The organism is Chitinophagales bacterium (assembly GCA_020636495.1).
In the GTDB taxonomy this organism is placed as follows: Bacteria; Bacteroidota; Bacteroidia; order Chitinophagales; family Chitinophagaceae; genus UBA5543.
In genome coordinates, this window is record JACJXQ010000008.1 from 2560488 (window position 1) to 2578214 (window position 17727).

8 protein-coding genes are annotated in these 17727 nt (G+C 42.7%); 3 read left to right on the top strand and 5 right to left on the bottom strand.

What is annotated here, in order from left to right; all coding sequences use genetic code 11:
- Positions 1-15: 15 nt before the first annotated feature.
- From H6550_11335 to H6550_11345, 3 genes are read left to right on the top strand one after another with little or no spacing between them, the layout of a single operon-like run.
- Complete coding sequence (locus H6550_11335) at positions 16-1020, top strand: hypothetical protein (protein MCB9046714.1); 1005 nt, start codon at positions 16-18, stop codon at positions 1018-1020.
- 8 nt (positions 1021-1028) lie between these two features.
- Positions 1029-2048 carry a DUF3078 domain-containing protein gene (locus H6550_11340; GenBank protein MCB9046715.1) on the top strand — a complete coding sequence of 340 codons (1020 nt, stop codon included), beginning with the start codon at positions 1029-1031 and terminating at the stop codon, positions 2046-2048.
- Positions 2049-2103: 55 nt separating this feature from the next.
- Positions 2104-2916 carry a segregation/condensation protein A gene (locus tag H6550_11345; GenBank protein MCB9046716.1) on the top strand — a complete coding sequence of 271 codons (813 nt, stop codon included), beginning with the start codon at positions 2104-2106 and terminating at the stop codon, positions 2914-2916.
- A 60-nt stretch (positions 2917-2976) separates the two neighbouring features.
- Here H6550_11345 and H6550_11350 read toward each other — a convergent pair whose 3' ends face one another.
- From H6550_11350 to H6550_11370, 5 genes are all read right to left on the bottom strand, one after another.
- Positions 2977-3876: a hypothetical protein gene (locus H6550_11350; GenBank protein ID MCB9046717.1), complete on the bottom strand. Its 900-nt coding sequence runs from the start codon at positions 3874-3876 to the stop codon at positions 2977-2979.
- Positions 3877-4043: 167 nt separating this feature from the next.
- Entirely contained in the window at positions 4044-7301 is a 3258-nt protein-coding gene (locus H6550_11355; GenBank protein MCB9046718.1) for a gliding motility-associated C-terminal domain-containing protein, read from the bottom strand.
- A 227-nt stretch (positions 7302-7528) separates the two neighbouring features.
- Positions 7529-10741 (bottom strand): gliding motility-associated C-terminal domain-containing protein, encoded by a 3213-nt coding sequence (locus tag H6550_11360; GenBank protein ID MCB9046719.1) that lies wholly within the window; start codon positions 10739-10741, stop codon positions 7529-7531.
- Positions 10742-10997: 256 nt separating this feature from the next.
- On the bottom strand, positions 10998-14255 hold the full coding sequence (locus H6550_11365; protein ID MCB9046720.1) for a gliding motility-associated C-terminal domain-containing protein: 3258 nt from the start codon (positions 14253-14255) through the stop codon (positions 10998-11000).
- Positions 14256-14487: 232 nt separating this feature from the next.
- Positions 14488-17718 carry a gliding motility-associated C-terminal domain-containing protein gene (locus tag H6550_11370; GenBank protein MCB9046721.1) on the bottom strand — a complete coding sequence of 1077 codons (3231 nt, stop codon included), beginning with the start codon at positions 17716-17718 and terminating at the stop codon, positions 14488-14490.
- Between the last annotated feature and the right edge of the window lie 9 nt (positions 17719-17727).

Consider the following 17727-nt stretch of genomic DNA (forward strand, 5'->3'; position numbering starts at 1 on the left):
ATAATAATATCTCTAATGAGTATCTCTTTTACAGAGAGCTGCGGAGATAATACAGATGCACCTGATGTGAATAACATTAATGTAGAAATAACCAGTCAACGTTTAGATAAAGACCTGTATGCACTAGACACCAACCACTTGGGCGAGGGATTGGTGCAACTGCAGGCAAAGTATCCTGAATTCCTGGGATTTTACCTGGATACACTTATGGGGTTTGGGATAAACGGGAACTTCACAGACACCTGTATGGCCATTGAGAAGGGGCTGAAAACCTTTCTCACCCATAAAGACTACCGTGGGGTTTTTGACAGTGTTCTCGCCCATTATCCAAATGAGCAGCCAATAAATGATGAATTGAAGAGAGGATTTAAATATGTAAAATATTACTTCCCTGACTTTAAAGAGCGCCATCTGATATACCTGGTGTCAGGATTGAACAACTATGGAGCACTTACTTACGGCAGCAACACAATAGGTATTGGACTGGATATGTTCCTCGGAGCTGATTATCCGTTTTATAAATCTGTAGGTATACCCGAGTATTTTTCACGGCAACTGACTCAGGACTATATACCTGTTGCCGTAATGCGAACTGTATACCGCGAAACGCATCCCTTTAATGTAGACAGCAAAACCCTGCTGGACATGATGATACAGAGCGGTAAGGAAATGTATTATTTAAGTAAAGTTTTACCATTTGTACAAGAACATACACGCCTGGCCTATTCGCCGGAACAATTGAACTGGTGCAACGAAAATGAAGCTATGGTCTATGACTTTTTTGTAAAGCAGGAGCTACTGTATGAAAACAACCTGCAGAAGGTGATACGTTATGTGATGGATGGCCCTAGTGCAACAGCCATGCCTGGAGAGAGCCCAGGGAATATAGGTGCATATACAGGCTACAAGATAGTAGCAGCCTATATGCAGCAGCACCCGGAGATATCGTTGAAAGAGCTTGTAGAACAACCAATTGACGCACCAAGATTTTTAATGGAATCAAAATACAAACCAAAATAACAGGAATTATGAAGAGAGTATTACTTATTGCATTATCGATATTGACACTATCTGCACAAGCACAATTAGATAAAACAGATTCAGTAAGGACTAACCTTTCGATGAACAACACTGATACTGTGGCGTGGGTTTATAACGGGACATTTAATTTGGGCATCAACGAGGGATTCCTGCACAATTGGGCTGCTGGTGGCGAAATTGCCTCAGCTACCGTCAACGGACTTTTCAGTGGTGTATTGAACAGACTATACCACAGGCATATATGGAGCAACAACCTGGATATGACCTACAGCTTGTTTTACGCATACTCAAACAATTTCACGCCACGCAAAATGGATGACCGTATCGACTATACATCAAAATACGGTTATCAATTAAAAGAGGGGAAAGATTTTTACCTGACCACGTTATTCAACTTCAAATCACAATTTACAAAAGGCTATGATTATGAAGCTGATAATTGGGATACATTCTCAACCTCAAAATTCCTGGCTCCTGCATATTTTATTTTAGCTCCGGGTATTGAATACAGGAAAGGTACTAACCTGAGCCTGTTCATTTCTCCTGTTGCGGGCAGAATGACAGTTGCCAGCAAAATATATACAGAAAGGGCTCCGGAAGGCGCATTTGGTATCGCCTATGGCAAAACCGCAAGGTATGAGTTAGGTGCCTACTTTTCAGGACGGTATGTAGCCAATATAACAGAAAACCTGACCTATAAAGTAAGGGTTGACCTGTACTCCAACTACCTGGCAAAGGATTATACTGATAGTTTAGGTAACGTAGTAAAAAAAGACAGCCCCGGCAACGTAGACGTGCTATGGGATAACCTGTTCTCATGGAAGCTGGCTAAATACTTCAGCCTTACATTAGGAGGTACATTTATTTACGACAATGACATACCATATGTAAGTACTGAGGTTGACAAAACTACAGGCCAGGTTGTTGAGAAGAATGACCTGGGCAACCAGCTTGGTTGGTGGCAGATCAAGCAAGTGTTCAGTATTGGCTTCCTGTACAAATTCTGATATTAAACACTATATTTGAAAGTACGGGAATAAATATACCGGAATAGAAAACAGCATGTCAGAAACTTACCAGATAAAATTAGACCAGTTTGAAGGGCCTTTTGATCTCCTTCTGTTCTTTATAGAGCGGGACGAGCTGGATATTTATAATATCCCGATACACACTATCACAAAAGACTTTCTGGACTATATACACACACTGGAGTCATTGAATATTGAGCTGGCCAGCGAGTTTATTCTATTTGTGTCTACCCTGATGCGTATTAAAGCAAAGATGCTATTGCCTCGAAAGGAACTGGATGAGCAGGGAAATGAGATTGATCCCCGGCAGGAACTGGTAGATAAGATACTTGAGTATAAACGATTCAAAGAAGCATCAGAACAAATGATCGTGCTGGAAGCAGAACGCTTGCTACAGCAGAAACGTGGTAACATCAAAAAAGAGCTGGATGCGCTTGGCGAAGAATATAGTGAAGGGACTGAGATACAGACCATCACTATGTACAAGTTGATGCAAGCCTTTGAGCGCGTTATGAACCGCTATAAGGATAGAACAGACAAGCCACAGCACGTAGTTGTAAAATATAATTACAGCCTGAACAGCCAGCGTAAATACCTTTTAAGTCATATTAAAGAGCATACACGCGTAGCTTTTGAAACTATATTCTCAGAATGTGAAAACCGCATTCACGCAATATTTACGTTCCTTGCACTGCTTGAACTGGTACAGATGAAATACATGGGTTTGATGATAGGGAGCGGCAGAAACAACTTTATTATTGAATGGAACCCTGAGGCTCCGGATAAAATGCCTGAAGAGTTGGAAAAAGAGGAGAAAAACGAGAATGGTAACGCTGAAACGGCATAATAATTGCTCTTAATCTGTTAAGTACAGGTTGCAAAACAAATGGCTCTGAATAACTTCCGGTTATAAAGAGCCATTTGTATTTTTAATTGTACCCATAATGTAAATATTGGATTCAATAGTTACAGGAGTTGTCTCTCCTGTAATATCCATATTGCCGGAGAGTTGTTGTGCAATTTTACCATTTTGCACCAGCCCGCTATTCACAGCTATATCAAGAGACCCACTCTGAGTGCCATTCAACGCCATGCTACTATTTTGTGCCTGTTCTGCATTATCAGAAGTAATGCGTCCTTGTAACTCAACATGTGCAATTCCATTTTTTACAGATACTAACTGGTATTTGTTTTTGATGCGCACATTGGCAAAACCTACTGAGGTAGAAAAGGTCTTTTCCCATATCTGCCCCGGCTGTACCGATGTGCCGGGATACACCTGTAGCGAATGCACCATTATTTTGCGAATAGAGCTATCGCTGAAGTTATAGGCCCCGACTCCGTCGATCGAGCTTTTCATTATTGGTTCAGATGATATTATATCTCCTTTGTCAGACACAGTCATCTTAAAATTCTCATCTATAAGATTACGGAGATCTTCATACATTATGTCTGTTCCGTTATCATTCTCCGAATCGTAGTCTAAAGAGTACAACTGGTTACCTGAACTCATCATGATTCTTTCATAGGTTACAGAAACCGTCTTTTGCCCCGGTTTAACAGCTACTACTTTATAAGCACTTGTCAACGTCATATTCTGGTTGATGACTATTGAATTTTCCTTATCTATCTGTTGGGTAAGCGCAATGTTATTCTTTATTGAATAACGGTATGTGCTGTCAGCATAAAAATTGAATTTAAGGTCTACCGGCCCTGATACTTCACTTTTATCCGCAGGGCTATCACAACTGTTTGCTAAAACAGTGATAACCAGCAAAGTGCATACCAATATCCTTTTGTATAACATATCATTAAAATGCCGGCAATAACTTATCGTACCTGTTTCTATTGATTTGAGCAGCAACAGCATTTTGACAAGAATAACCAGTTACAAAATAGGGCACTAACAAGTATCATGCAACTAAAACGGGCTCTTTTTGAAGAGCCCGTTTTAGTTTTGTCATTCATATTATTTTACCGTATCAGTGTTGTTTCTCCCTTATAGGTTTCTACAAAACCGTCAGGGTAAGCTACCCGTATCAGGTAAGTATAGGTACCTATGTCCTGTGGTTTACCCTGGTAGGTTCCGTCCCAACCCATGCGGCTGTCGTTGGTACTGAACACTTCTATACCCCAGCGATTGAATACTCTGAACTCCATAATACGCTGGAAACTCAGATTCGTTACGCGGAAGATATCGTTCTTTCCATCACCGTTTGGACTGAACGCGCTCGGTACAAACAGGTTATCTTTCTTATCGACTATCACATTGAGTGTATCAAAAGCTCTGCAACCGTTAGTGGCAATACCACCTACGATGTACTTAGTATCCTCGGTTGGACGTGCTATCGGATAAGAGATATTTGGATTGTTCAGTGACGAGACAGGGCTCCAGTTATACAACCTGGCACCTGTTGCCAATATCTGGAACGACTGACCATACTTAATGGTGGTATCATCCTTATTCAGGATACGTACATCCGGCAGTGGCAGTATTTTGATCCTGGCAGCAAGTGTATCGTAACACCAAACACTATCTGAGACAACTATACGGTAATCAGTGCTTCTTTGTGGTCCTATATAGGTAAACCCTTTGGTTGGATCTGTAACACTAACCGGAGCGAGGAAACTATCATTGGCAGCATCATATTCATACCACTTATAGAATTTACCTCCATAGATAGTGAACGGCGCTTTATCTCCCAGACAGAAAGCTGTATCCAGTGGCTCTACTTTCACATCATGTTCCGGTACATATACCTCCAGAGTATCGCGCATGATACATGTACTCCTGCCAATGGTCTGAACGATATAACGACCGGATTTCTTAACATATGCCAATGGCTGAGCTATCGTTGAATCAGACAAATACTCACCTTCTTTCCATTTTATATCAAAAGGTCTTGGCATTGTCTCACAATAGGCAAACTTAAACAATGGTCTGGCCTTACCAGCCATGATATCAGGGTCTTTACCCGTGTTACAAACGAAATCTGTAACATTATTCGCAGGCTTGTATGACAGTCCAGATACATAAGTAGTAGGAGCATATTTAATAACCGGTACAGGATTTGCCGGATCGCAAGCTACAGGTGTAGTATTACTGAAGCACAACTGTATGATCAGGTTCTTGGTTGTATCCCAGTTATAAGCATCTTTGAACTTAAAGATGTATGCACCATCTGTAAGCGTTTCATTAGTAGCTGTATAAACAGTTTGCATACCAAAATTCTCAAAACCTTTTTCCCTGCTTAACTCTTTTGTATCAGTACACTTGAAGGATATTGTGAAATTGGAATAAGTATGACTTGTTCCGTTGAAACCAGTCATTTCAAAACCCAGTGCATTAATAGCGGCAGAGCGCAACCCCCACTCCCACAGATCTTCTTTCGTTACCAGGTATTGTTTTACCGAAGAGCGCACTGTTGTATACATAGTAGGTGCCACATCACCAACGGTATCATAAAATGCCTGGCCATATAGCGGAGATCCATAGAAATCTAATGTATCAGGCTTAGTTCCGGGCAGGTCGCAAATGGTTGATATCTTACTGATTCCACATTGGGCATTATCCAGGGGTCTCCTGCCTTTGATCAAGGCTTCCAGTTGCAGATATGTTGGGCGGCAGATCACCAGAGCATTTTCAGGATCTTCTATATTCTTAGGAGTAATGGTCACTGTATTGGTTGTATCCAGCGATACCCAAACTGTATCCCTTGCCTTACATGTGCCTACAAGGTCAGATGTAGCAACAATATAGCCAGAGGTTTTGGGATTGAATATTGTATCTCCTCCATCAATGTGCGGATACCGTATCGTAGGATTATGTATCAGCATATCCGGGCCCTGAAATCCTATTACAGGACCACCATCAACCATTGACCATTTAAGGTGCAGGTTGTCAGAGCCTTTTACAAATAACTGTACCGGTTGTGGGTTTAACTCACAAATTGTCTGGTCAGGCCCTGCATCAATACCGGGAACTACCCAGATAAGTATTACAGCATTTGTTGTAAGTACGATTGGCTGGCTTGCCTTGCAAGACGAGTCGACAGTTGTAACAACTAATATATGCTGGCCATAATCACCTGTACCAGGTGTCCATGTAAAGGTACTCGTCACTTTACTTGAGCCTGACCCTGAAGACGTAAAGCCAGCACCTGTGAACAAAGACAGGTCAGATCGCATATACACATTATTAGTAGGGTCATCTGTCCAGCCATTCAGATTAAACTGTATTTTACTACCAGGACATGCATATACTATTGAGTCTATCCGTTTGGTCCCATCCTTTCGGTCTACGGGGACCAGTGTGGCATTTTCAAGATTTTGAGCCACTGTATCCATTTTGGGCGGAGATGCTGTACAAGGCAACACAGCTATCTGAACATCCCTGATAATATAGCTACTTTTGTCCGATGCTCTGAATGAGAGCGTATATTGGCCTGTAACAGAAGGAGTAAATGTAGCTGTACCTGTTGAGTTATTCAGACTGTAACCCGAGATCGGCGATGTGGGTGAATATCCCGCAGCATGATTAATCGGGTTATTGGCACCGTTTAAGGGCACAGATGTTATTACATTAACTTTATTTGAATCCCAGGGATCAGGGTCCCACGGAAGATTAAGATAGTTGTATGGCTGGTTGGCACATATGTATGGCAATGGGTTTGAAAGGAAACGTGGTGTATTATTGTAATAATTTGACAGGACATCCATGCCGGCCTCTATATAAAGAGATCCCGTACCGGCAAGGTTGGTGCTTGGATTCCTTGCACTTGAAGACCACCAAAACCGCCAATCCGACTGACCTGAAGGGAGTGTTATTATCCCTGTATATTTCAACCTGTAAAAGCCCGGATACTGGGCATTACCCGGCACCCGGCACTGATTGATCAGCGAATATGTCGGGCATAACTGATCTACAGTATCCATCGGGTCGGCAGGTAATAATTGAGAGAGGGCTGGCCCTCCGTCGTTGGCTGACTGATAGTATACCCTTTCTCCTGTTGTACTAGTTGTTAAACCACAATTACAATAAGAATAGGTGATCAGGGTGACTCTATAAGTATAATCCGGCTGAGGATTACACACATTGACCCCCTTGCCTGCATATTCTATATACATATCTGCCGCTGCAAGGTGGCATGCTTTGGAGACATTAGGAATAATGGCAAGCAACAAGGCAATTATAACTACAAGCGATAACTTTTGGGTAGTTCCGGATATCATGATCTTTCTTTTTAGAAGGGTTATTACTAAAAATAACGTCAGTTCTATAGTAAAGACAAGCCATATCCTTCCGATAGTTGGGTTTGCTTTTTATTATTTTATATTATTACTTGTTGTTAAAAACAGGTACTAAAAGACTAACTATCAGTTTATCTACCTTAATAGCGCGCATAAAAAAGTCCGGAAACATAATGTTCCGGACTTTATGTTATTAACCTTTAATTATTTTATCGTATCAAAGTTGTTTCACCTTTGTAGGTCTCAACAAATCCATCAGGATAAGCTACGCGGATCAGGTAGGTGTAAGTACCCATCTCCTGTGGCTTACCTTCATAGTTACCATCCCAACCCATACGGCTGTCGTTGGTGCTGAACACCTCTACACCCCAGCGGTTGAACACACGGAACTCCATGATGCGCTGGAAGCTCAGGTTCGTTACCCTAAAGATGTCATTCTTACCATCTCCGTTCGGGCTGAACGCACTCGGTACAAACAGGTTATCCTTCTTATCTACTATCACATGCAACGTGTCAAACGCACGGCAACCATTGGTTGCTATACCACCTACGATGTACTTAGTATCTTCGGTAGGACGTGCTATCGGGTATGAGATATTAGGATTGTTCAGCGACGATACCGGGCTCCAGTTATACAACCTGGCACCTGTTGCCAGTATCTGGAACGACTGGCCATACTTGATGGTCGTATCATCCTTGTTCAGGATACGTACATCAGGCAACGGAAGTATCTTGATCTTGGCTGATAATGTATCATAACACCATACACTGTCTGACACCACAATACGGTAATCTGTGCTCCTCTGTGGCCCGATATAGGTGAAACCTTTCGTTGGGTCGATCACACTTACAGGTGTAAGGAAACTGTCATTGGCGGCATCATACTCATACCATTTGAAGAATTTACCTCCATAGATAGTGAACGGTGCTTTATCACCGAGACAGAAGGCTGTATCAATAGGCTCTACGCGCATGTCGTGTTCCGGTACATACACCTCCAGTGTATCGCGCATCAAACAGTTACTGCGGCCAATCGTTTGTACTACGAAGGTTGACGTTTTAGGCACGTATGCCAATGGCTGGGCTATTGTTGTATCTGACAAGTATTCGCCGGAGTTCCATGTAATTACAAAATCAATAGGATCTGCCTCACAATATGAGAATGTAAACAGAGGACGAGCCTGGATCGCTTCTATATTAGGATCTTTATCTATGCCACATACGCTGGTAACAGTAGCGTCAGCTCCTTTCAACACCATACCGGAAACATAGGTAGTTGGTACATAATTAAGCCTTGGAGGTGTTGATGTAACACCACAACCTGTATCAACTGTCGCATTGTCGCTGTAACATAATTGAATGATCAGGTTCTTGGTGGTATCCCAGGTGTAAGGAGTAGTAAAGTTAAAATAATGAATTCCGTCCTCAAACGTAACTGCATTATTGTAATAAACCTGCGTCATACCGAAGTTCTCGAAACCATCTGCATCTTTAAGCGCTTCTTTTGAAGTACATTTTATGAATATACGGAAGTTGCTGTATACATAAGTTGGATTAGAAGTACCCTTACACTCGATTGCCAAACTACGGATAGTAGACGAGTATATTTTTGATTTAGCCATTTCATCCCTACGCACCAGGTACTGCATCCTTGATGTACGTAATGAGTTATGCATTATCGGCGATACACGTCCGATAGAATCATAATAAAGGTCACCATATATGGGGGAGCCATATAAAACAGCCGTGTCCTGTTTAGCACAGATGGTAGGATTACCCACACCGCATGCTACATTATTTTTTGGTGGCTTACCTTTCAGCAAAGCCTCTAACTGTATATAACCCGGGCGGCATAATACCAGTGCGTTATCCGCATTATTAGGATTCTTAGGAGTGATGGTTACTTTGTTGGTCTCATCAATAAAGACCTGAACCGTATCACTTGATTTACATGTTGCTATCAGATCCGGGGTAGTAACAACATAATCTGTAGTTACCGGAGGAGTTGCCAGTGGATTGTGAATGGTATCATCACTCAATGTTGTGGCAGGACCACCGTTTACCGTCCATTTCAAACGAAGGAAGTCTGCCCCTCTTGTAAATAGCTGAACAGGTTGTGGATTCAATTCGCATATCGGCAAGTCCGGGCCCGCATCAAGACCTTCAACAACCCTGATAAGTACAACCCTGTAGTTGGTCAACACGATAGGCTGCCATAATGTACACGTAGAGTCTTTAGATTCTATTACGAGTGAATGGTCTCCTATATGAGACTGTGTAGGGGTCCATGTAAAGTTACCGGTTACACTATTACTACCCTGACCTGTAACTGTAAAGTTAGAACCGGGCAATAAACTTGTGTTGGCGTACATATACACATTGTGTGTTGTACTATCTGTAGCTGAGTTAACAGAAAACTCCATTGCACTACCGGGACACACATATACTACCTCACCTTGTGTAGGTGTCTGCACAAGTGTTGCATTTTGTATCGACGTGATTACCTGTGCAACTGAATCAATATCAGGCGGTGGTGCTGTACATGGCAACACTGTTACCTGCACATCCCTGTATACATAACTTAAAAGCTGGCCTGATCCTCTTTCATAATCTTCACCTCTGAAAGCCAACACAAAGAATCCTGTAGTTTTTGGTGTGAATGTAGCACTACCTGTTAATGGATTAAGCTGATATCCTGTAGAAGAGCCAATAGGGTCTGCCAGGCTCCAGCCTGCATTGTAACCACATACCTGGCCTGTCTGGTTTACGCCACCACCGGTAGGCGTAAACGGAATTTGTTGATATACGTAAATTGAGTCACCATTAGGGTCGTAAGGTGCATTAAGATAGGTAGTTGGCTGACCAACACATATATAAGGCAAAGGATTACTTAAGAACCTTGGTGTACTGTTATTATACTTGGTTACGTTATTAAGTCCCGCTTCCACATAAATACTACCGCAACCTGACAGGTTACTGTTGTTACGCCCCCCGTTCGACCAGAAAAACCGCCAATCGGTCTGGGCGGAAGGCAGTGTGACCGTTCCTTTATACGTTCGGACCCTGAATGCCGGGAACCTTGATGCCGTGCTCAACTGTTTACAACTGTTACTATCCGCAAACTGCGCACAAAGCTGGTGCGATGTATCCGGTGCTGTAGTAAGGCTGGTTACAGTAACGGTACCTGATGCATTTGGGCTTCCAGCTGCCTCAAGAGTAGCTGACTTGTAATACACCGGTGCTGTAGTACCTGCATCCAGGTAACATGTCTGACAGGCATGATATACAATTAACGTTATCTCATATTGATAATCCGGTGTGCCACAACCATTAGCACCCGTACCAATATAAGTAACATAAATGTCAGCTGCAGCAAAGTGACATGCTTTCGCCTTCGTTGCACCCAGCGTTGATATCAGCATTAATAGGATCGCAAGCTGATAAAACTTGATTTTTTGTAACAGGGACACCATATTTTAGTCTTTAAAAAAATGTATATGACGCTAATTTAGTTAAATTTCTATTATAACATACATTTAACCTACCAGCATTTTCCACATACTGATGACAATCATTTTTTCAAAAACGTTGGGAAAAAATAAAAATCTTATTAAGATTTTTAAAACAAAAAAGCCTGCACTTATAAATGCAGGCTTTTTATATATAAAAATTTATCTTTTATCGTATCAGCGTTGTTTCACCTTTGTAGGTCTCAACAAATCCATCAGGATAAGCTACGCGGATCAGGTAGGTGTAAGTACCCATCTCCTGTGGCTTACCTTCATAGTTACCATCCCAACCCATACGGCTGTCGTTGGTGCTGAACACCTCTACACCCCAGCGGTTGAACACACGGAACTCCATGATGCGCTGGAAGCTCAGGTTCGTTACCCTAAAGATGTCATTCTTACCATCTCCGTTCGGGCTGAACGCACTCGGTACAAACAGGTTATCCTTCTTATCTACTATAACATGCAGCGTGTCAAACGCACGGCAACCATTGGTAGCTATACCTCCTACGATGTACTTTGTATCCTCGGTAGGACGTGCTATAGGATAAGAGATATTAGGATTGTTCAGTGACGATACCGGGCTCCAGTTATACAACCTGGCACCTGTTGCCAGTATCTGGAACGACTGGCCATACTTGATGGTCGTATCATCCTTGTTCAGGATACGTACATCAGGCAACGGAAGTATCTTGATCTTGGCTGATAATGTATCATAACACCATACACTGTCTGACACTACTATACGGTAATCTGTGCTCCTCTGTGGCCCGATATAGGTGAAACCTTTCGTTGGGTCGATCACACTTACAGGAGTAAGGAAACTGTCATTGGCGGCATCATACTCATACCATTTGAAGAATTTACCTCCGTAGATAGTGAACGGTGCTTTATCACCGAGACAGAAAGCTGTATCAATAGGCTCTACGCGCATGTCGTGTTCCGGTACATACACCTCCAGTGTATCGCGCATCAAACAGTTACTGCGGCCAATCGTTTGTACTACGAAAGAGGTACTCTTAGGAACGTATGCCAAAGGTTGTGTTATTGTAGAATCTGACAGATATTCGCTCTTGTTCCACGTGATAATGAAGTCAAGCGGATCGGCCTCACAATATGCGAACCTGAATGCGGGGCGACCTAAAATAGCCGCTATTGTAGGATCTTTATCTACACCGCAAACACTTGTAACTGTTGCATCTGCTCCTTTCAGGGTCAAACCTGAAACATAAGTTGTAGGTACATATTTTACAACAGGAGGAGCAGAAGTAACACCGCAACCCGTATCAACCGTTGGATTATCACTGAAACAGAACTGAATGATCAGGTTCTTCGTGGTATCCCATGAATATGGCGTGGTAAACGGATAGAAATGTTCCCCGTCATCAAATGTTACATTAGCGGCAGAATATACCTGGGTCATTCCGAAATTCTCAAATCCATCTTTATCGCTCAACTGCTCTTTTTCTGTACACTTGATATATATCCTGAAATTAGAATAAGCGTAAGTAGGAGTGGTAGTACCCTTCGTTTCTAAGCTTAAGCTACGGATTGTAGAAGAGAATATATCTGATTTGTTCAATTCACCCCTTCTTATCAGGTATTGCATCCTTGATGTACGCAATGTATTGTACATAATAGGAGACGCCGTACCGATAGTATCAAAAGCCAGGTTTCCGTATAACTCAGAACCAAACACAGCGCCCGTATCCTGTTTAGAACAAATAGTAGGATTACCTACACCACAGGCAACGTTGTTTTTCGGCGGTTTTCCTGAAAGCAGGGCTTCCATCTGAATATAGCCGGGGCGACACAACACAAGTGCATTATCAGGATTATTCGGATTCTTTGGAGTGATGGTCACTTTATTGGTCTCATCTATGAACAGTGTAACCGTATCCTTAGCACGGCACGAACCGGCAAGGTCAACTGTAGACACGACATAATCCGTTGTTTTCGAAACAGTAGCGGTCGGGTTGTACAGAGTATCATCACTGATACCTACCGCAGGCCCCCCGTTCAGGGTCCATTTCAGACGCAGGTCTTCATAGCCTCTAACAAACAGTTGAACAGGTTTAGGGTTCAACTCGCAAACCGGCTGATCCGGACCGGCATCAATACCGGTAAGTACTTTTATCAGGATAACACGATAGTTGGTTAATACGATAGGTTGAGAGATCAAACAAGTTGAGTCTTTAGATTGTACCACTAAAGTATGTTCGCCTATATCGCTTGTGGTAGGGGTCCATTTGAATGTACCTGTAACATTTCCTGTACCCTGGCCCGTAGTCGTAAAACTTGAACCCGGAATAAGACCTGTATTGGCATACATATAGACGTTGTGTGATGGATCTGCTGATTTTGAGTTCAGGTCAAATTCCATATCACTACCGGGACACACAAATACAGCCTGTCCTTTAAATTGCGTATTTACCACAGTACCATTGGTAATCGAAGCAATGGCTTGCGTCAGTGAGTCGATACCCGGAGGTGGTTCAGTACAAGGCAATACAGACACCTGTACGTCACGATATACATAACTCAGTCTTATATTAGTTCCTTTCAGGTAATCCTCCCCCCTGAAAGCCAGTACGAATTGACCTGTTTGAGTAGGTTTAAAATCTACACTACCTGTTGTCTTATTCAGGTTAAAACCTGTGCTGGACACGATCGGGTTCGCATAGGTAGATGGTGCCGTATAATTACACTGCGTACCCGTGCTTGTGTATGGTGGTTGTATTTCAACATTTATTGAGTCACCATCAGGATCATATGGGCCGTTCAGGTAAGTATTAGGCTGATTAACACATATATACGGTAAAGGATTACTCAGGAATTTCACCGTGCTGTTGTTGTATTTAGTCAGGTTATCCAGCATGGCCTCTACATACAGAGAACCGCAACCACCCAGGTTTACGTTACTGTTACTACGTGCACTACCCGACCACCAGAATCTCCAGTCTGTCCTGGCATAAGGCAGTTTCAAAGTATCACTCACATGCCTGCGTACTTTGAACGCGGGATACCTGCTGGCAGTTTTCAGATTGGTTTTGCAACTGTTACTATCATCAAACTGGGCACATAACTGGTGCACAGTATCTATATTGGTTTGTGGATCTGTAGCTACAAAATTACCACTTGGATTAGGGAGACCATCAGCCTGTGCACTGGCCGATGCATATTGTATTGTAGCGGTTGTACCACCTGTTCCCTGGCAGGATATACATGCATAGTAAATATCCAGCTCCACAATATACCAGTATTTGGTCGTTCCGCTACAACCGTCGGCACCCGGCCCTACATATCTGATACTGATATCAGCAGCGGCAAAGTGGCAGGCATTTGCCTTGGGCAAACCGATAAGGCTGGTCATAATAAAGACCATAAGCACGGTAAAAAAGCCTCTTAATTTGTTGAAATGAATCATGCGTAGTGCTTTCTTTTAATAAATATTACTTATTTGAAATTCAATAGATTACAGTATAAATCGCTCAAAAACAGCAATAAAATACCACATCTTCTATATAATGACATACTTATATAAATAAAAGGTTGGGCAATTCAGCTTTTTTAAGCTTTAAAAATTTCCTCTGAAAATAAAAAAAAGGCTTGTATTAATACAAGCCTTTTTAAATATAATTTTTATTAATACCAACAAATTACCTTATTAAAGTTGTTTCACCTTTGTAGGTCTCAACAAATCCATCAGGATAAGCTACGCGGATCAGGTAGGTGTAAGTACCCATCTCCTGTGGCTTACCTTCATAGTTACCATCCCAACCCATACGGCTGTCGTTGGTGCTGAACACCTCTACACCCCAGCGGTTGAACACACGGAACTCCATGATGCGCTGGAAGCTCAGGTTCGTTACCCTAAAGATGTCATTCTTACCATCTCCGTTCGGGCTGAACGCACTCGGTACAAACAGGTTATCCTTCTTATCTACTATCACATGCAGCGTGTCAAACGCACGGCAACCATTGGTTGCTATACCACCTACGATGTACTTAGTATCTTCGGTAGGACGTGCTATCGGGTATGAGATATTAGGATTGTTCAGCGACGATACCGGGCTCCAGTTATACAACCTGGCACCTGTTGCCAGTATCTGGAACGACTGACCATACTTGATGGTCGTATCATCCTTGTTCAGGATACGTACATCAGGCAACGGAAGTATCTTGATCTTGGCTGATAATGTATCATAACACCATACACTGTCTGACACCACAATACGGTAATCTGTGCTCCTCTGTGGCCCGATATAGGTGAAACCTTTCGTTGGGTCGATCACACTTACAGGTGTAAGGAAACTGTCATTGGCGGCATCATACTCATACCATTTGAAGAATTTACCTCCGTAGATAGTGAACGGTGCTTTATCACCGAGACAGAAGGCTGTATCAATAGGCTCTACGCGCATGTCGTGTTCTGGTACATACACCTCCAGTGTATCGCGCATCACACAGTTACTGCGGCCAATCGTTTGTACTACGAAGGTTGACGTCTTAGGCACGTATGCCAATGGCTGAACTATGGTAGTATCTGACAAATACTGGGAATTCGTCCATTTTACATCAAAAGGCAATGGATCAGCCTCGCAATAAATGAAGTGTAATACCGGACGGGCAGGCACATCAAGTATGTTCGGGTCCTTATCAATACCACATACACTTGTAACAGTAGGATCAGCTCCTACCAGTTTCAAACCGGAAATATAAGTAGTCGGTACATATGGAATAATTGGCGGGCTACTAGAGACACCACATCCTGTATCAACATCAGGGTTGTCACTATAACAAAATTGTACGATCAGGTTTTTGGTGGTATCCCAGTTATATGCAGACGTAAAAGGATATACGTGCAAACCATCTTCAAAAGTCACGGTAGGCGCAGAGTATACCTGTGTAAGACCGAAATTCTCGAATCCTGTATTTTTACTGAGTTCATTTTTTTCGGTACACTTAACAAATATCCTGAAGTTACTATATACATAGCCCGGGTTACTTGTTCCTTTAGCTTCCATTGCCAGTCCCCTGATGGTGGACGAATAAATGTCCGCGTTCTGCAGGTCTTCTTTATGTATCAGGTATTGTTGCTTGTTCGTACGTAAAGTTGTGAACATAATTGGAGAGTTTACGCTGAACGTATCGTAAGGCACACGCCCGTATACAGCAGATCCGTAAACTATTCCCGTATCAGGCTTAGAACAGATGGTTGGCCCACCGGTACCACATGCTACATTATTCTTAGGTGGCCTTCCGGATATTAACGCTTCCAGCTGAATATACCCTGGCCTACATAGTACCAGTGCATTTTCGGGATTGTTCGGATTTTTAGGTGTGATCACAACACCGTTTGTTTTATCAATAAATACAGAAACAGTGTCTACTGATTTACAGCCACCTATCATTTGAGGTGCCGAAACAATATAGTCTGTAGTTACGTCAGGCTTCGCCCTAGGGTTATGTATCGTCAGATCACTAAGACCTTCAACCGGGCCTCCACCTGCAACTGACCACACAAGACCGATACTGTCTGCAGCGTCTGCACCACGCACAAATAGTTGTACAGAGTCACCGCCAATCTCACATATAGGCAAATCTGGTCCAGCATCCAGTCCGGAAACCACTTTGATCAACAGTACCGTATAGTTTTTCAGAACAATCGCAAAACCGGTACCACTACAAGTTGAATCTTTACCCGTTATTATAAGTGTGTGCTCACCTATATCAGAAGAGGTAGGTGTCCATGTAAATTCACCCGTAACACTTGCTGTGCCTGCACCCGTAGTAGTAAATGCTGAACCCGGAATACTACCTACGTTCGCTTCCAGGTAGATATTACTGTTGGGGTTTGTTGATTTTGTATTTACCGGAAATTTGATATTACTACCCGGGCATGCTAATATCGCATCCTCACCATTTACCTTCACCAGGCTGGCATTATCGATCGTCAATGGCAAGTCGTCTACGGCAGGCGGAGGAGCGTTGCAACCAAATACAGAAACCTGTACGTCACGTACAACGAATCCTAACGATATACCTGTACCGCGTTCAAATTCTTCGCAGCGAAATGCCATAACATATTTTCCCTGGTTGGCAGGGGTGAACGATGCACTCGCAGTTGCATTATCAAAGTTGAATGATGTTCCCGGAGCAGCACCCATAGGGTCTGCAAGAGAATAATTTGGCGCCAGGTAAGGGATAGGCGTGTTAGCTGCGCCCAGTGGTGCCTGAACTTTAGTGAACATTGAGTCGCCATTGGGATCATATGGGCCATTCAGGTAAATTGCTGGCTGCATAGCACATATATATGGCAATGGTTTCACCAGAAACCTTGGTGTGCTATTATTGTATTTTGTCAGGTTATTCAATCCTGTCTCAATGTAGAATGAGCCGTTAGACGCACCATTCACGATACCACTATTTCTGCAACATGATGAATAAGAGAATAACCAGTCTGTTTGTGCAGAGGGCAACACCAGAGTATCTACAAACCTGTGCCTGATATAAGCAGGGAAAGTAGACGCATTGGCGGGGGTAATACATGAGTTCTGAGGAACAAAAGCTTCGCACAGGTCATGCAAAGTATCTTTTATGGGGTTGCTCATATTAATTGAGCTTGACACACCGGCATTCACAGAACCATAATTCACCAATGCCGTAAGCGGTGCCGGCGAACCTCCTTCACAGGCCCGGTAGATGTCTATCGTCAGCAAGTATTTATACTCACTTGTATTACTACATCCGTCTGCTCCCTCTCCGATATAGGTTAAATAAATCTCTCCTGCTGCAAAATGCGATGCAAAAGCTCTGTCTTGATTAAAGCACATTAGCAACAGCGTTACAAACGCTGTTGCTAATGATTGTACAAACTTTCTATACATAAACTTCAT